Here is a 16,363-nt window from a genome sequence, read left to right as displayed (position 1 = left end):
GTCAGGCTCCGGTTTGGCAATCCGTGGTCAGGTAGGCCTGGCGGCCCTCGGCGGCGTCCAGGTCATGGCTGAGCTGGCGCTCCAGGCGGCGCAGCTCCGCGCGGCAATCCCGCTGGGCCTGTTGGTGCAGGCGGCGCATGCGGCGGCACACCAGGCAATCGGCGACGCCGACGTGCCCCTGCTGGCGCAGTGCATGGAGGCAGCGGGCGATCTGGGCATCCAGGGGCGCGAGGGCCTCCCATTCGTGGCCGGTGAGCACCTGCACCAGGCGATCGGCCAGCGCCGCGAGGCGGCGGTGTTCAGCGGCGAGTGGCATTGACCCCCTCCCAGCCTTCGCGCAGCACGCCCAGCAGGCGCACCACTTCGTCCAGCCCCTCCAGGGAAAGGGACACGCTGATCTCGGAGAGGCGATAGATGCAGTAGTCGTAGAGCCGCGCCAGGCCCTGTACCAGCTCGCCGCCGGCCTCGTAGTCGAGGGCGCTGGACAGGCCGTTGAGGATGTTCAGGCACTTCTCCAGCGACTGGCCCTTCTGCTGGTACTGGCGCGCCTCGATGTGGCCACGGGCGCGGGCCAGCTCGTCCAGCAGGCCGTCGAACAGCACCAGCACCAACTCGTAGGGGGCCGCGGCGGCAGTGCGGGCCTCCAGGTCCACGGCGCGGTAGCCGCCGTAGCTGTCGTCCAGGTTGAACCCGTTCATGCGAACAGCCCCCCGGTCTGCTGCATCGAGGCCAGGGCCTGGGTCATCGCCGTGTACTGGCGCAGGTAGCGCTGGTAGGAGGTGTCGTACTGCCGCTGCAGGCTCTCGAACACGCCATCCATGCGACGGATGTTGCTGGCGATGGCATCGCGGCGGCTCTTCAGCTGACCCGTGCTGCCGATGTAGGGCGTGAGGCTGCGCTCCAGGCTTTCCACCAGGCGCCCGGGTTCGCGGAACAGCTTGTCCAGCTCCCCGGGTTGCTCGGCCAGGGCCTTCTCAAGGCGCTTGGTGTCCAGCGTGAGCTTGCCGTTGCGGTCGGCGCTGACGCCGTACTCCACCAGGCTGCGCCCCCCGAAGCCGCTGCGCAGCACGGCATTGAGCCGGTTTTCGATGCTGCGCACGGTGGCGTCACCGGCCAGCGGCCCGCGACCGCTGCCGTCGCTTCCGCCGCTCGCGGTGAGGCTGTCGAAGCTGCCCAGCAAGGTATTGAAGGCATCGATGAAGCCTTGCACGCGCTCGCGGGTGCCCTTCTCGTCCCGGCGCACGGTGACCTGCAGCGGGCTTTCCCCCGGGCGGTGGGCCTGGGTGAAGGTCAGCGAAACCCCCTCCACCACACCGTCGAATCGGTTGGTCGGCTGCGTCAGCAACAGGCCGTCCTCGCCCCCCAGGCGGACCTGGGCGTCCCGGGCCTCGGCCAGGGTCCGCGGGCTGGCAACAGCGGCTGCCAGCGGGCCGGAGCCACCTTGGAGGGACAGGCTGATCGCCTGGGCGGCACCGCTCTCCCGCGCACTGAGCACCAGGGACAGCTTGCCGTCCGCCCGTACCAGCGTCGTGCTGATGCCACTGCCGGCCAGGGTCGTGGCCAGCGCCTGCTGCAGCTCCTCGGGGCTGTTGCGGCCATCACCGTCGCGGTCGACGCTGGCCAGGTCCAGGCTGTAGGACTTGCCGGCCTGCTGAAGGGTCAGCACCCCCTGGGTGCCGATGCCGTCCGCCGTCAGCCCTTCCAGGGCCACCTGGTGGGCACTGGCCAGGCGCTCGACGAAGAAGCTGTAGCGCCCCGTGCTGGCAGTCGCCCCGACCTGGGCCGTCGCCCGGCCCTCCTGACTGAACACGGCCTCGTTGGCCAGGATCGGCCGAGTCTCGCTCTTGAACTCGCGGATCGACGTGCTGAAGGTGCGCAGCGCCTTGTCGAGGTTCGCCAGCGCATCGCCCTGGGCACGGTAGGCCTGCTGACTGCGATTGGCCCGCGCCCGGGCTGCCTGCACCTCGAAGGTGGCCAGCTGGGTGGCCTGCTGGCGGGCGTATTCGGTATCGATGTTCATCGGGATGGCTCCTTGGAACTGGCAATGGTGTCCAGCGCCGGAGCAAGGCCGATGCCAAGTGCTGAAAGCCACGGATCACGGGGCTTTCAGCCTTTTGCGGAGGAAGCTCGGCAAGGCGGGCGCACGTCCCCTGAGGAATGCAGGTTTCCGCTTGTTTCCTGTTTCGGCGTCTATCCGCCAACCACTGGCGGACGTGCTGACGGGTTCTCCCAGGAAGCAGGTCGGCAGCAAAGTCGCACGTGCGGAGGCGCCCCTGGCAAATGGACGAGAACGACGCAGCGCCTGTCGGCGCGAACAGAAGCAGCAGATGCAGAAGGAACGAGGGCGAGGAAGCTGGGCAGGCTGACGAGTCTGGCGGGGGCATAAAAAAGCCCGCACCCGGAGCGGCTCAGACACCGGGGCGGGCAAGGAGCAACCTCAGGCCAGCAGGCTGACCACGGTGAAGCGCGAGAGCTGGGCCTGGGCGATCACGGCCTGGGCGAGTGCGCCGTAGGCGTCCGGGCCCTGGCCCATCAGGTCGTACAGGGAGCGGGCGAAGGCCTGGGCCCATTGGCGTTCGTCCCGGGCGTCGGCCTGGGCGAGGAATTCGCGGATGTCCTCCTGCCGCTGGGCCAGTTGGTCGCGCAGGGTGTCGATGCGCTCCAGCACGCCGAGCACGGAGTCGAGCAGGCTGCGCAGTTCCCGGGGGCTTTGCCCGTGGGGTTCGGACAGGGCCTGCAGGCCCTCTTCACGGCTGGCCAGGCCACGCCGCTCGCGGGGGAACAGGCCGCCCTCCCCTTGCACCTGCAACTGGTCCTGCAGGGTGCGCCACTGGGCTTCGGGGGCGCTGAAGCGCAGGGCGCCGTCGCTGTCCAGCTCGGCGCGCAGGCCGGCGGCGCCGAGGCCCTGATTGAAGCGGCGCAGCACCTGTTCCGGGGCCAGCCCTTCATCCAGGGCCACGGCCAGGGCTTCGCCCGGCTGACGGGTGAAGCTGAACACCAGGGTTTCGCGGCCAGCGGCGCGGATGGCCTCCAGGGAGTCCAGCCCCTCCAGGCGGAAGCGGCTGCGCACGGGCTCGCCAAGGCGCAGCCGCAGGTCGGCGTCCAGGGACTGCGCGGTGCGCGCACCGCGTTGCTGCAGCAGGGCATTCACCTCGCGGGTGGCCTGGCGCAGGGTTTCGCGGTCGGCGGGGCGCGAGGCGGCCAGTTCGCGGCCGAGGTTGAGCTTGAGGTGGTCGAGGCGTCCGGCCAGCTCGCCCAGGTACTGGTCAGCGGCCTGCATCTGGCTCAGTTGCTGGTTGAGCTGCAGGTTGAAGCTGGACGGTTTGCCGGGCGAGCGCTGGGCCGGGCTGCGCGGCGTCGAACGGTCGGGCGCCACCGTGCGCGACGGGGCGCTGGTGGGCTGGGCTGCCGGCGTCTGCTGCCGCTCACGGGGGGGCGGCAATGTGGTGGGTGAGAGTGCGGTGGGGTCGACCTTCATGGTTCGGCCTCGGTCAGAGCAGGTTGAACAGGGACAGGTCCTGGATCGCCAGGTAGGTCTTCTGGCTGGCCTTGATCGACAGCTTGTAGTTCTCCAGGTCAAGCGTGGCGCTGGGGTAGTCCAGGTGGGAAAGGTCATACTCGAGCCGCTGGTTGACCAGCGAGCGGTCCTCGTTGGCCTGGGTGAGCAGGTCCAGGGTTCCCTGCCGCCCTCCCAGCTCGGTGATGGCGGCGAGCACGCCGTCGAGGCTGCGGTCGAGCACATCCAGCAGCTCACCGGTCTGCTTCACCAGGGCCGGGTCACCGCTCTGCATGCCGGGGGCGAGGAAGGCCTGCTGCAACGCGTGCAAGCCATTGAGCACCGGCAGGTCGGGACCGAGCATGGCCAGCAGCGTGACGTTCTCGTCCAGCAACACGCCGCTGCCCACCACGGCCTGGCGTACGCCGGCATTGCCGCCGGGGCTGTAGCGCCCGGTGGCCGGGTCCTGCAGCAGGGCCGGCTGGTCGATGCGGGTGCCGGAGAACAGGTACCGCCCGGACTCGTCGCGGCTGTTGAGCAGGCCGGCCAGCAGACCTTCCAGTGTCTTCATCTCCGCGGCGATGGCGCCCAGGTCCTGCTCGGAGTGGGTGCCGTTGCGAGCCCAGAGCAGCATGTCGCGGATGCTGAGCAAGGCATTCGAGGTCGAGCGCAGCTGGGTCTCCTGGGCGCCGAGGCTGGAGGAGACGCTGCCGATGTTGAGCCGGTACTGGGCCAGGCCCGCCTCCTCCCGTGCGTTGCGCAGCAGGCGGACGCTGGCGATGAGGTCGTCGGAGGGCTGCAGGATGCGCCGGTTGCTGGAGACCTGCCGCATCAGCCGCCCCACTTCCAGGCCATTGCGGTTGAGCGCTTCGCCCATCAGTGCGCGGGTCTGGGCATTGGTGACACGCATGGGGATCTCCTCAGAAGCTCGCCAGCATGGCGTCGAACAGGGTGTTGGCAGTGGCGATCACCTTCATGTTGGCCTGGTAGGCCTGCTGGTAGGCGATCAGGTTGGCGGCCTCCTCGTCGTCGTTGACCGCGCTGGTGCCGTCACGCAGCGCCTGGGCCTGCCGGGTGACCTGGATGGCGGCGGCGAGGTCGTCCTGGTTCTGCCGGCTGGCGCTGGCCACCTGGCCGAGCAGGCCGGCGTAGGCCTCGTTGAAGGTGGTGGACGAGCCACCGAGCTGCACCGGCTGGCGGCGCACCTCGAACAGCGCCAGCAGGGTGCGGTTGTTGCCGGCCTCGCCGGGGGTGTCGGAGAACGCCAACTGGTCAGGGGTGATCCCGGTCAGCACCAGCAGCTGGCTGATGCTGCCCGGCTGGTGGCGGAACAGGGGCTGGCCCGGGTCGCCGTTGCGGTCATAGCCGGTGGTGAGCACGTCGTTGACGCGGCTGGCGAAGGCTCCGGCCATTTCCCGCAGCAGCGCCTGCTTGGGCCGCAACAGCTGCGTTTCGCTGGTCTGCAGCGCCCCCAGGGTGCCGCCCAGGCCATTGGGAGAGAGGCCGGCACGGGTGGTGGCGAACTGCAGTTCGATGCGCTGGCGGCCACCACCGTCGCGCACCACCTCCAACCGGCTGGGGGTGCCGCCGATCACCAGCGGCTGGCCGCTGTCCAGGGCGATGTCGTAGGCACCCTCGGCGCTCTCGCGGACCTGCAGGCGTACATGCTGGCCGAGCGCCTTGACCATCTCGTCGCGGTGGTCCTGCAGGGTGGCGATGTCGCCGCCCACGGCCTTCGCCTCGGTGATGCGGCGATTCATCAGGGCCAGGTTGGCGGTGAGCGCGTTGATGTCCACCACCACTGCCTCGCGCTGGGCAGCCAGACCGTCGAGCTGGGCCTGGAGCCCGTTGGAAAGGCTGTTGAAGCGCTGCGCGAGGTTGCCCGCCTCGGTCAGCAACTGCTGGCGCAGGGCCTGGGACGACGGGGTGGCGCTGGCCTCGCTGACGGCGGCGAAGAACTGGTCGAGGCCCTTGCTGATGTTGGAGCCCTCGCCTGCCAGGAGGCTTTCCACGGCCTGGAAGTAAGGCCGTGCGCCCGCCTGCAGCTGCTGCTCGGCACCAGCGCGCCACAGCTGGCGATTCTGGAAGGCATCGGCAATGCGGCGGATGGCGGCCACGTCGACGCCGGCACCTGGAGAGGTGCCCTGCCCGACCCGCGACTGCAGCACCGGGTCCAGGCGGCTGTAGCCGGCGGTGTTGCGGTTGGCGGTGTTCTGCGCCGTGGCGGCCAGGGCGATCTGGCTCGCCTGCAGGCCGGTCAGGGCGATCTGGCTGATCAGGCTCACGCGTCGTTCTCCTCGTGCCCGGTTCGGATGCCAGGGGCGAAGGCCGCCGAGTGGGCCGGCGGATTGCCCCTTACGGGAGAAGGGGCGACCGGCCGGCTCGGGCCGTTAAGGTCGCGGAGGATGCTGCGGGTGTAGGCGCGGGTCTCGGCGAAGGGGATGGACTCCACCCAGGCCTCGGTGGACACCTCGCCCAGGCGCGGGTCGCCGAAGCGCTGCAGCCACTCGTCCACCCGGCCGGGCCCGGCGTTGTAGGCGGCCAGGGCCAGGGCCGGCTGCTGGTCGTAGCGCGCCAGCAACTGCTCCAGGTAGGCGCGCCCCAGGCGCAGGTTGTAGCCGGGGTCGTCCAGCAGGCGCTGCGGGTCGAACGGCAGCCCCAGGGCCTGGGCCATGTCCCGGGCGGTGTCCGGCATCAGCTGCATCAGGCCCAGGGCGCCCTTGGCCGAGACCGCTCGCGCGTCGCCGGCGGACTCGTGGCGGACCACGCTGCCCACCAGTGCGCGGAGCCCTGCGCTGCCCCGGGCCAGGGTCGACAGCGGCGTGGCAGCGCTGGCGGCGAGCCCGGCGGCCCCCGCCAGCCAGGTGCCCATGGCCCGGCTGCGGGCAGGTTGCGCCGGGGTCGGCATGGGGGGCGGCAGGTGCCCGGCCGGTGCAGCAGGCACCGCGCCAGGCTCGGGCGGCTCGCCGCCGAGCTGGCTGACCAGCAGCCCGGCGATACCGGCCTGGCCGCTGCCGGCCAGGTGCCGGGCCAGGGCCTCGTCATGCAGGTCGCGCAGGGTGTCGAGTTGACGGCTGCGCAGGGGGCTGCCTTCGGACAGCACATCGCCGGCCTTGCGCATCTCCTTGAGCAGTTGCTGGAGGAACAGCGCCTCGAAGTCCTCCGAGGCGGCCTGCAGTTGGCTGCGCGGTGCACGGGCCGGGTTCAGGTCCCGGCCGGCCCGCAGCGCCAGCGAAGGGGGAAGGGTCGATGCCATGGGGCCTCCTCAGATCACTACCAGCTCGGCGTTCAGGGCCCCCGCGCGCTGCAGCGCCTGGAGGATGGACATGATGTCGTCGGGTGTGGCGCCCAGGCGGTTGACGGTGTCGATGATGCTTTCCAGGCTCGTGCCTTCGGGCCACTGGAACATCGGATTGGTCTGCTGCTCCACACCCACCTCGGAGTTGGGGGTGACCGTGGTCCGCCCGCCGGAGAGCGGTGCCGGCTGGCTGACCTGGGGGTTCTCGGTAATGGTGACGCTGAGGGTGCCATGGGCCACGGCGGCGGCCTTGACCCGCACACCCTGCCCCACCACCACGGTACCGGTGCGGCTGTTGAAGACCACCTTGGGCCGGATGCGTCCGGGGTCCACCTCCAGCGCTTCGAGCTGGGCCATGAAAGCCATCCGGGCGCTGGCGGATACCGGCGCACGCACGGCCACCCGCGCCGAGGACAGGGCGCTGGCGGTGTTGTCGCCGAACGTCTGGTTGAGCGACTCCACCACCCGGTTGACGCTCTGGAAGCCGGGCTCGCGCAGGCTCAGCAGCACCTCGGGGCGCTCGGCGAAGTCGCTGGGGATGCTGCGCTCCAGGCTGGCGCCATTGGGGATCAGCCCGGAGGTGGGGCTGTTGAGGGTAACGCTGGAGCCGCTCTGGCCTTCGGCCTTGACGCCGCCCACCAGCAGGTTGCCCTGGGCCACGGCGTAGACCTCGCCGTCGATGCCCTGCAGCGGCGTCATCAGCAGCAGCCCGCCGCGCAGGCTCTTGGCATCCCCCAGGGACGACACGGTCACGTCCAGGGTCTGCCCCGGCCCGTAGCCGGGCGGCACGCTGGCGGTGACCATCACCGCAGCGGCGTTCTTCAGCTTGGGGTCGGTGCCCGGCGGCAGGTTGACGCCGAACTGCTTGACCATGTTGGCCACCGACTGGTTGGTGAACTTCACCTGGTTCTTGTCGCCGGTGCCGTCGAGCCCCACCACCAGGCCGTAGCCGAGCAGCTGGTTGTCGCGGACGCCTTCGACGTCCACCAGGTCCATCAGCGGGACACCGAGGCTGGCGGGTTGCCAGGCGAGCCCGAGCAGGCCGAGCAACAGGGTGGCGGGGATGCGCATGGGGGCACTCCGTTAGAGGGGGAACAGGGGGGAGGTGAAGAAGCGGGTCAGCCAGCCGGCGCTGTTGCTGTCGTTGAGCACGCCGCGCCCGGCGTAGGAGATCCGCGCGTTGGCCACCTGCTGGGAGGACACACGGTTGTCGCGGTCGATGTCGTCGATGCGCACCAGGCCGGTGAGGCGGATGTACTCGTCACCCTGGTTGAGCCGCAGGGCCTTCTCGCCCCTGACCAGCAGCACCCCGCCCGGCAGCACCCGGTGCACGGTCACGGCGATGGCGCCGCGCAGGGTGTTCTGCTGGGAACTCTTGGCCGAGCCGGAGAAGTCGCGCTCGGCACTGGCCTGGTTGTTCAGCCGGTTGTAGGGCCGGTTGCGCAGGGTCGGCAGGGGGATGTTCAGCGAGGAACTCTTGTCGAAGCTGGTGCCCGCGCTCTTGCTGGACTGGGTGGACTCGTCCAGCACCACGGTGACGATGTCGCCGACGCCGATGGCGCGCTTGTCGCGCAGCAGCGAGCCGCCGTAGCCGGACCGGAACAGCCCGCCGGAGGTGGCCGGCTGCCGGGCGTAGTCCAGCTCCGGGGGCTGGAAGGCGGAGGAGTCCTCGTCGGGCAGCAGCTCGCGGGCGCTCTGGCAGCCGCCCGAGACCAGCGTCGCGATCAGCAGCAGCAACAACAGCAGGACGCGCATCACGGTGCTCATACGGTCTGGTTCAGGAACTGCTGCATGCCGGAGGCGGCGTCCAGCACCTTGGCGTTGGCCTCGTAGGCACGCTGGATGGCGATCATGCTGACCATGGCCTCCACCACCTGCACGTTGGAGCCTTCGAGCACCTTCTGCTTGATGTCGCCAAGGCCCTCCTGGCCGGCCACGCCCTCCACCGCCTCGCCGCTGGCCACCGTTTCCTTGTAGAGGTTGCCGCCCAGGGCCTCCAGGCCGCCGGGGTTGGTGAAGTTGGCGAGCATGATCTGCCCCAGCTCGCTGGGCTGGGCGGCCCCGGGGAGCACGGCGGTGACCAGGCCGTCGCGGCTGACGGTAAACTGGGTGGCCCCGGCGGGCACCTGGATGGCCGGCAGCAGCGGCAGGCCCTGGGCGGTCACCAGCATGCCCTCGCCGTTGAGCTGCAATTGGCCGTTCTCGGTGTACCAGGTCTCGCCGTTGGGCGACTCCACCTGGAAGAAGCCGGGCCCGACGATGGCCAGGTCCATCGGCTGGCCGGTGGGCTGCATGTTGCCTTCGGTGAACACCTTCTGCGTGCCGGCCACGCGCACCCCGCTGCCGAGCTGGATGCCCGAGGGCACGGTGTTGACCTGGTCGGCCTGGGCGCCGGGGGGCAGTTCGATGGCGTAGAACAGGTCCTCGAAGACCACGCGGTCGCTCTTGAAGCCGACGGTGTTGACGTTGGCCAGGTTGTTGGCCACCGCCGCCAGGGCGGTGTCCTGGGCGGCGAGCCCGGTCTTGCTGACCCAGAGGGCGGAACTCATGGGGGTTCTCCTTGGTGTGGGGGCGGCGCGCTCAGGCGCCGCGGATCATGCGGTTGCCGTTGGCGGCGAGCTCGTCGGCGGCCTTGAGCAGCTTCACCTGGGTCTCGAACAGGCGGCTGAGGCCGAGGGTGCCGGTGAGCTGTTCGATGGCCGAGACGTTGCTGCCCTCCAGGTAGCCGGCAGCCAGTTGCACCGTCTCGCTGTCGGCGGCCGGGGTGCCGTCGACGGTCACCAGCAAGCCGGTGGCGTCCTTGCGCAGGCCGGCGGCGGGGATGTCGACACGCTTGATGCGGCCGACCTCGGCCATCAGGTAGTCGCCGCGCGGCTGGATCGAGACGGTGCCGTCGCTGCCGATGGACAGCCGGTCGTAGGGGGGCAGCTGCAGCGGGCCGCCGTCCCCCAGCACCGGCCGGCCGCCGAGGCTCAGGCGGCCTTCGGCGTCCACGGCCAGGCTGCCCTGGCGGGTGTAGGCCTCGCGGCCGTCCTCCAGTTGCACGGCGATCAGGCCGGGGCCGCGGATGGCCAGGTCCAGGTCGCGCCCGGTGGCCATCAGCGGGCCGGGGTTGAGGTCGAGGCCGCTCGGCTGCAGCCGGGCGAGGTGGCGGCTGGCGTAACCGGTGCCCGGCACCTCCACGGCCTCGGCCCGCTCCAGGTCGGCGCGGAACCCCGGGGTGCTGACGTTGGCGAGGTTGTTGGCGCGTACGTCCAGGGCGGCCTGGGTGCGGTACGCGGCGGTCATGGCGGTGTAGCCCAGTCGGTCCATGGCGTATTCCTCAGACGGCGGCGAACAGCGCCTGGATGAGTTCCTTGTTGGTGCTCACCACCTTGGTGTTGGCCTGGTAGTTGCGCTGCCCTTCCATCAGCCCCACCAGCTCGCGGGTGAGGTCGACGTTGGAGCCCTCCAAGGCCTTGCTGCTAACGGGGCCGAACTGGCCGCTGTTGGGCGTGCCCAGCAGCGGCGTGCCGGAGGCGCTGGTCTCGCTCCAACTGGTGCCGTTCTGGTTGGCCAGCCCGCCGGGGTTGGTGAAGCCCGCCAGCACCAGTTGGCCTTCCAGCAGGCGCTGGCCGTTGCTGAAGGTGGCGTAGAGGCGTCCATCCTTCTCCACCGCCATGCCGGTGCGCTCGCCGGTGGCATAGCCGTTGGCACGGTTGGTGCCGATGACGAAGGGCGAGCCGTACTGGGTGGAACCGGCGTAGCTGAGGGCCAGGTTCAGCGGCTCGACGCCGGGCAGTGGGTGGGTGATGGTCACCGGCCCCACGGGGGCGGCCAGGGTGCCGCTGGTGCTGAAGCTCAGGGGCTGGGCGGGACCAACACCGGCACCGTCGATGAAATAGCGCACGTCCCACTGGTTGCTGCCGGTGTTGATGAAGTACTGCGTGAGGCTGTGCTTTTTCCCCTGGGAGTCATACACCGGCGTGGTCTGGGTGCAGGTGTAGGTATCCGGGTTGCTCGGGTCGAAGGGGGTGACCTTGGGCGGGGTGGCGTTGGCGTCGAGGTTGGCGGCGAAGTCCACCCGGTTGCTGGCCTGGGCCGGCAGGTTGCCGGTCTTCTGCTGCAGGTCACCGAGCACACCCGCCTGCAGCACGCCGGCCGCATCCACCGGGTAGCCCTGCAGCCGGCCACTGCCCGCCGTCAGGTAGCCCTGCTCGTCGGTACCGAACATGCCGGCGCGGGTGTAGCGGGTCTCGCCACCGGCGCTGCGGGTGATGAAGAAGCCGCCCCCGCCGATGGCAAGGTCCAGGTCACGGCCACTGGCGTTGATGGAGCCGCGCAGGCTGATGCTCTGGGTCACCGCCTGCACCTCCACGCCCATGGGTTGGCCGGAGGAATACAGGCTGGCGAACTCGGCGCGGGAGGACTTGAAGCCGGTGGTGGCGGAGTTGGCGATGTTGTGGCTGACGGCGTTCAGGTGCTGGTTCACCGCATTCAGCCCGGTCAGGGCGATGTTGAAGCTCATGGTCTACCTCACAGGGACGATCAGGCGCCGCCGAATTCGACGACGTTGTAGAAGGGCACTTGGCCAAGGCCCGCCACCTCCAGCACTGGTCCGGTGGCGCTGGTGCGGACCTGCACCACGCGGCCGGCCAGCTCCACCGGCGGCATCTCGCCGCTGTCGGTGCGCACCTCCAGGCGGTAGCGGCCCTCGGGCAGGCCGAGGGCGGCGGGGTCGATGCGCACGGGCACGCGGCCGGGCTGCTGGGGGCCGAGCTGCAGCGTGGTGCGCCGGCCGCTCTCGCTGACCAGCTCCAGCTGGGTGCTGCCCGAGGGGGATGTGAGGCGTATTTCGCCTTCGATCACGCGGCCGGCGAGGGTCACGCTGTCGCTGGCGACCTTGACCTGCTGGCCCACCAGCCCGGCGGCGGTGAGGGTCTGCAGGTTGTCCACCAGCACCAGGCTGCCCTGGGCGACCCGGGTCAGGTTGGCCATGCTGCGCACCTGGGCGAGGTTGGCGTACTGGTTGATGTACTGGCTGCTGTCGGCGGGGTTGGTCGGGTCCTGGTTCTGGATCTGCGCGCTCATGAGGGTGATGAAGGTGTTCTCCATCTGGGCCACGTCGCGCAGGTCGAAGGCCGGGTTGGCCTGCACCTCGCGACCGGCCGGGGTACGGCTGGCGGTTTCGTTGTCGATGCGGTTCATCAGGCTTCTCCCAGGCGCAACAGGCCTTGCTGCATGCTCTTGACGCGGTTGAGGACCTCGACGTTGGTCTCGAAGCCGCGCGAGGCGGAGAGCATGTCGGTCATCTCCTCGATGGGGTTCACGTCCGGGTAGAACACGTAGCCGTCGCGGTCGGCCAGCGGGCTGCCCGGCTCGTAGCGCCGGCGCGGCTCGGCCTGGCTGGCGATCACGTCCAGCACCTGCACCCGGGCACCGCCCAGGCCCGCCGGGCGGGACAGCTCGCCGTTCTCGTAGATGGCGGCGAACAGCGGCTTGCGCGGCCGGTACACGGCCTCGCGGCTGCCAGCAGCGGATTCGACGTTGGCCAGGTTGCTGGCGATGGTGTTGAGGCGCACGGTCTGGGCGTTCATGGCCGAGCCGGCGATGCGGTAGATGGCGTCGAAGGACATGGTCAACGGCCCTCGATGGCCTGCTTGAGGCCTCGGAACTTCATGGTGAGAAAGGTCAGGCTCGTCTGGAAATCCATGGCGTTGCGGGAAAATTCCGCCTGCTCCACGCCCTGCTCCACGCTGTTGCCATCCAGGGAGGGGTTGAACGGCACGCGGTACTTCAACCTCGGCGCCTGGTCCTCCAGGCCCGGCAGGCGGTACTCGGCGCCCTGGCGCATCTGCTCGGCGAAGTCGAAATCCCGGGCCCGGAAGCCGGGGGTGGACTCGTTCGCCAGGTTCGACGAGAGGATTTCGCTGCGCTGCATGCGCAATTCCAGCGCCTGGGCGTGAACCCTCAGGCTGTCTTCGATTCGTATACTCATGGGCCCTCGGCCTCCTCACGGATGGGGACGGATGCCCTATCGCAGGAAGCGTGCCGGGTTCGGGCACACCCTAAAATCCTCTTGTTTTTCAGTCAGTTGAATGAATTCATCAGCCAACCAGAATCGTCCCGGGCTTCCGCTTTCGAACGCCACCCGTGCCCGCGCGGGAAGGCTCGCTTCCGCCCTCTTCCTCGTGCTCGCGGGCGTGGTCGCGCCCTGTACCCAGGCCGACACCAAGGTCGCCAGCCAGGTGCTGGAAGCGGTCGCCCAGCAGCAGGACGCGCGCCTCGACGCGCTCGCACTCAGCAAGGGCTGGCAAGGCCTGGAGCACACCTTGGAAAGCCAGGTGCTGGGAGAAACCGCGTCGCTGAAGCCCTGCAGCGGGCCCCTGTCAGTGACGGCGGAAGCGGCCCTGCCCGACCCGCTGGCACGCCAGCGTTACCGGGTGAAATGCCCGGAAGGCTGGCAGCGGGTGGTGGTGAGCCAGGCCAGCGTGCGCCTGCCGGTACTGGTCAGCCGCGTCGCCATCGAGCGCAACGCGACGCTGGAGGCGCGCCAGCTGGAGCGCAAGGTCATGCCGCTGGAGCGCCTGCGCCGGGGCTTCTACCAGACCCCGGCAGAGGTGGTCGGCCAGAGCGCCCGGCGCAGCCTGCGCGCGGGCCAGGTGATCGGCCCGGCGAGCCTGGCGCCGCCGGTGCTGGTGCGCCGTGGGCAGCGGGTGACGGTGGCGGCGGCGGTGGGCGGGCTGAACGCCTCGGTGGAGGCCGAGGCGCTGGAGGATGGCCGCCAGGGCGAGCGCATCAAGCTGCGCAACACCTCCAGCCGCAAGCCGCTGGAGGCGAAGGTGACGGGCCCGGGGCAGGTGCAACTGCCCTGAGCCCTGTCAGGCCCAGGGCGCCGGTTCGCCGAAGAGCCGGCCCTGCACGCCCTGGATGCCCATTTCACGCAGCACCGCCAGTTCCCCTTCGGTTTCCACGCGCTCGGCGATCAGCGGCAGGTCGATGCTGTTGGCCGCGCGCTGCATGGCCTCGATGAACAGGCGCTTGTCGTTCTCCTGGTCGATGGCGCGGATGTGGCTGCCGTCCACCTTGAGGTAGGCCAGGCCCAGGCGGGCGAGGTTGCCGATCATGCTGAAGCGCCCACCGAAGTGCTGCAGGCTGAGGGCGAAGCCCAGTTCGCGCAGGCGCCGGGTGAGGCTTTCCAGCACGGCCTGGTCGGGCAGTTGGTCCTCTTCCAGCTCCAGGGTCAGGCGCGGGCCCAGCTGCGGGTGCTGGCGCAGCAGCTCGAAGGCGCGCTCCAGGGCGGCGCGGTCGCGCAGCAGCGCGCCAGAGAGGTTCAGGGCCAGCGGGCGATCATGCCCGGCCATCTGCTCCAGCACCCGCTGCAGCATCACCAGGTCGAGCCGGGCGGACCAGCCGAAGCGCTCCAGCCAGGGCAGGAAGCGGCCGGCGGCGATGCTGCCGCCCTGCCCGTCCGGCAGGCGCGAGAGCACCTTGTGGTGCAGCACGCGCTGGGGATCGCGGCTGTCCACCACCGGCTGGAAGTACAGCTCGAAACGCCGGGCGGCCAGCGCCTCGTCCAGCAGGCGGTGCCAGGTGTGGCGGTCTTCACCGCCCTGTGCCGCGTCGCTGTGCTCGACGCAGGCCCAGGCCTGGCCGCCTTCGCGCTCGGCGCGGGCCAGGGCCTCGTCGGCCAGGCGCATCAGCTCGTCCTGGGCCTCGCCCGGGGCGAAGGGCGCGAGGCCGATGTGGGCCACCGGCAGGCTGTCGGTGGCGCCGGTCTCGCCCAGGCTGACCAGCGCGGCATCGAGGCGCTCGGCCAGGTGCTCGGCCTCCTCGCGGGTCAGCCCCGCGCCCAGCAGGACGAACTCGCCACCCCGGCTGCGGGCCAGGGGGAAGCCGGCACCGGCACGCTTGAGCTGTTCGGCCACGGCCTTGAGCAACTGGTCGGTGCGTGGGCCGCCGAGGCGCTGGTTGAGGCCGGCGAGGTCGTTGACCCGCAGCAGCAGCAGGTAGCCGTTGCAGGCGCGCTCGTCGCTGCCCAGGCGGTCCTGCAGCTGCAGTTCGAAATAGCGGCGGTTGCCGAGGCCGGTGAGGCTGTCCTGGTAGGCCTCGTCGCGCAGCCGCTCGCTGCGTTCGGCCTGTTCCTGGAACAGCGCCTTGAGCTTCTCCACCATCTGGTTCATGGCCTGCACCACCCGGCGCAGCTCGGGGGTGCGCGGCAGTTGCGGCAGGCTGAGGAACTCGCGGCGGGCGATGGCGTGGGACTGCTCGACCATGTAGTCCAGCGGCTTGAGCTGGCGACGCAGCAGCACGGCACCCAGGCCGGCGCTGGCCAGGCCGCAGACCAGCAGCCAGCCGAGGGTGCCCAGGGCGGTCTGCCAGAGCTTGGCGATGGCGAACATCGGGTGGCTCTGCACCTCGACCCGTGCGGCCTGGGTCCAGCCACGGCTGACGATGGCGTCCCCCCCGGCGGACTGCAGCCCCACCAGGGCGACGAACCACTGCGGGACGTTGGCCGCCACCGCGTCCGGCACGCCGGTGCGCTCCACCATCACCTGGCCGGTGGCGGTGTCGACCACGCGGATGCGCTCGAAATAGCCGCTGTCGAAGATCGAGCTGACCATCAGCTCCACCATCGCCGGGTCGTCGATGTGCGGCGTCAGCGACAGGCCCAGCGCCGTGGCGGCGTCCTGGGCGTGGGAACGCAGCTGGTTCTCGTACTGCTCCCGGGAGCTTTCCAGGCTGACCATGAAGCTGCCGCTGAAGGCGACGACCAGAAACAGGCAGATGGCGATCAACAGTTGTTTGAACAGGGACATCCGGACTCCGCTATTCGCTCGTGGGAAAGCCTTCGGCTTTCATCTTCTTCAAAAGGTCCTGCCAGCGTGACAGCCGCTTGGAATCACCCACCTGCTTGCCGCCCTTGCCGGCGAGCCACAGGCCCTCGGCGTTGAAGGCGTACACCGGCAGCAGGTCGCTGCGCTGGCTGGCCGGCAGGATGCCGCCCACCAGGTTGTCCAGCACCAGGGGCACGGCGTCGGGCCGGGCGTAGTAGGTCAGCACCATGTGCGCCTGGTTCAGGCGCAGGGCCTTGACGTAGGTGATGCGCAATTTCTCGCTGGGTACGCCGAGGTGGCGCAGGCTGATGTACTTGGCGATGGCGTAGTCCTCGCAATCGCCGGCGCCCTTGCGCAGCGCCTCCACCGGGGTGGCCCAGTAGTCCACCTGGCCCCAGGTGGCGAGGTCGTCGGTGAAGCGCAGCCTGGCGTTGAAGAAGCGGTTCACCTCTTCCAGCTGCTTCTTCTCGTCGGCGCCGGCCAGGCGGCCCAGCAGGGCCTGCCATTCATCGACCCGGGCCTTGCCGGGACCGAGGGGGCCATAGAGGGCTTCGGCACGGCGGCTGATGAGGGCGAAATCCCAATCGGCGTGGAGCGCACCGGCCAGCAACGCCAGCAGGCATGGCGCGGCCAGCGCCAGCGTGCGCCACCCCCTTGCCCTGCCCTCGGTCCGTCCACTGCCTTGCACCATCGCCACCGACCACCAGGCCTGAAAACCCGGCGCGCATGGTGCGGATTCAGGGCGCAAAACTC

General features: G+C 70.2%; 18 protein-coding genes. 1 reads left to right on the top strand and 17 read right to left on the bottom strand.

What is annotated here, in order from left to right:
* Window position 1 precedes the first annotated feature (1 nt).
* The 15 genes from RTK35_RS09200 to flgB all read right to left on the bottom strand — a co-directional run bounded on the left by RTK35_RS09200 (window position 2) and on the right by flgB (window position 12,771).
* Window positions 2-316, bottom strand: coding sequence for a hypothetical protein (locus RTK35_RS09200; protein ID WP_160483280.1), 315 nt, complete (start codon window positions 314-316; stop codon window positions 2-4).
* Window positions 300-698, bottom strand: coding sequence for a flagellar export chaperone FliS (fliS, locus tag RTK35_RS09195; protein WP_316907837.1), 399 nt, complete (start codon window positions 696-698; stop codon window positions 300-302). Before fliS ends, RTK35_RS09200 begins: the two co-directional genes overlap by 17 nt.
* On the bottom strand, window positions 695-2,020 hold the full coding sequence (fliD, locus tag RTK35_RS09190) for a flagellar filament capping protein FliD (RefSeq protein WP_316907836.1): 1,326 nt from the start codon (window positions 2,018-2,020) through the stop codon (window positions 695-697). Before fliD ends, fliS begins: the two co-directional genes overlap by 4 nt.
* 417 nt (window positions 2,021-2,437) lie before the next feature.
* A complete protein-coding gene (locus RTK35_RS09185; protein WP_316907835.1) occupies window positions 2,438-3,478 on the bottom strand; it encodes a hypothetical protein in 1,041 nt (346 codons plus the stop codon).
* Between the two features lie 13 nt (window positions 3,479-3,491).
* On the bottom strand, window positions 3,492-4,406 hold the full coding sequence (gene flgL, locus RTK35_RS09180; RefSeq protein ID WP_316907834.1) for a flagellar hook-associated protein FlgL: 915 nt from the start codon (window positions 4,404-4,406) through the stop codon (window positions 3,492-3,494).
* A gap of 10 nt (window positions 4,407-4,416) precedes the next feature.
* Window positions 4,417-5,781, bottom strand: coding sequence for a flagellar hook-associated protein FlgK (flgK, locus tag RTK35_RS09175; RefSeq protein WP_316907833.1), 1,365 nt, complete (start codon window positions 5,779-5,781; stop codon window positions 4,417-4,419).
* Window positions 5,778-6,752 carry a transglycosylase SLT domain-containing protein gene (locus RTK35_RS09170; protein ID WP_316907832.1) on the bottom strand — a complete coding sequence of 325 codons (975 nt, stop codon included), beginning with the start codon at window positions 6,750-6,752 and terminating at the stop codon, window positions 5,778-5,780. Before RTK35_RS09170 ends, flgK begins: the two co-directional genes overlap by 4 nt.
* Window positions 6,753-6,761: 9 nt before the next feature.
* Window positions 6,762-7,865: a flagellar basal body P-ring protein FlgI gene (locus RTK35_RS09165; RefSeq protein WP_182850302.1), complete on the bottom strand. Its 1,104-nt coding sequence runs from the start codon at window positions 7,863-7,865 to the stop codon at window positions 6,762-6,764.
* Window positions 7,866-7,877: 12 nt separating this feature from the next.
* The gene (flgH, locus tag RTK35_RS09160; RefSeq protein WP_074968064.1) at window positions 7,878-8,549 is read right to left on the bottom strand and encodes a flagellar basal body L-ring protein FlgH; all 672 of its coding nucleotides are present in this window, start codon (window positions 8,547-8,549) and stop codon (window positions 7,878-7,880) included.
* An 8-nt stretch (window positions 8,550-8,557) separates the two neighbouring features.
* Window positions 8,558-9,343 carry a flagellar basal-body rod protein FlgG gene (gene flgG / locus RTK35_RS09155; protein WP_044407011.1) on the bottom strand — a complete coding sequence of 262 codons (786 nt, stop codon included), beginning with the start codon at window positions 9,341-9,343 and terminating at the stop codon, window positions 8,558-8,560.
* 31 nt (window positions 9,344-9,374) lie between these two features.
* Window positions 9,375-10,106, bottom strand: coding sequence for a flagellar basal body rod protein FlgF (locus tag RTK35_RS09150; RefSeq protein WP_316907830.1), 732 nt, complete (start codon window positions 10,104-10,106; stop codon window positions 9,375-9,377).
* A gap of 10 nt (window positions 10,107-10,116) precedes the next feature.
* Window positions 10,117-11,301 (bottom strand): flagellar hook protein FlgE, encoded by a 1,185-nt coding sequence (gene flgE / locus RTK35_RS09145; protein WP_316907829.1) that lies wholly within the window; start codon window positions 11,299-11,301, stop codon window positions 10,117-10,119.
* A 20-nt stretch (window positions 11,302-11,321) separates the two neighbouring features.
* Complete coding sequence (locus RTK35_RS09140) at window positions 11,322-11,981, bottom strand: flagellar hook capping FlgD N-terminal domain-containing protein (RefSeq protein WP_160482095.1); 660 nt, start codon at window positions 11,979-11,981, stop codon at window positions 11,322-11,324.
* A complete protein-coding gene (gene flgC / locus RTK35_RS09135; RefSeq protein ID WP_044407022.1) occupies window positions 11,981-12,409 on the bottom strand; it encodes a flagellar basal body rod protein FlgC in 429 nt (142 codons plus the stop codon). The genes RTK35_RS09140 and flgC overlap by 1 nt, the downstream gene beginning before the upstream one ends.
* Window positions 12,410-12,411: 2 nt before the next feature.
* Window positions 12,412-12,771: a flagellar basal body rod protein FlgB gene (gene flgB / locus RTK35_RS09130; RefSeq protein ID WP_044407025.1), complete on the bottom strand. Its 360-nt coding sequence runs from the start codon at window positions 12,769-12,771 to the stop codon at window positions 12,412-12,414.
* 205 nt (window positions 12,772-12,976) lie between these two features.
* Here flgB and flgA point away from each other — a divergent pair, with 205 nt between their 5' ends.
* Window positions 12,977-13,648: a flagellar basal body P-ring formation chaperone FlgA gene (flgA, locus tag RTK35_RS09125; RefSeq protein ID WP_316907828.1), complete on the top strand. Its 672-nt coding sequence runs from the start codon at window positions 12,977-12,979 to the stop codon at window positions 13,646-13,648.
* A gap of 6 nt (window positions 13,649-13,654) precedes the next feature.
* Here flgA and lapD read toward each other — a convergent pair whose 3' ends face one another.
* Entirely contained in the window at window positions 13,655-15,592 is a 1,938-nt protein-coding gene (lapD, locus tag RTK35_RS09120) for a cyclic di-GMP receptor LapD (RefSeq protein ID WP_279804237.1), read from the bottom strand.
* Window positions 15,593-15,602: 10 nt separating this feature from the next.
* Window positions 15,603-16,301, bottom strand: a complete 699-nt coding sequence (gene lapG, locus RTK35_RS09115) for a cysteine protease LapG (protein WP_316908047.1) — start codon at window positions 16,299-16,301, stop codon at window positions 15,603-15,605.
* Window positions 16,302-16,363: the final 62 nt, after the last annotated feature.

This window comes from Pseudomonas sp. zfem003, from assembly GCF_032621675.1.
Lineage (GTDB): Bacteria > Pseudomonadota > Gammaproteobacteria > Pseudomonadales > Pseudomonadaceae > Metapseudomonas > Metapseudomonas otitidis.
This window is presented reverse-complemented; position numbering and strand designations above follow the sequence as displayed.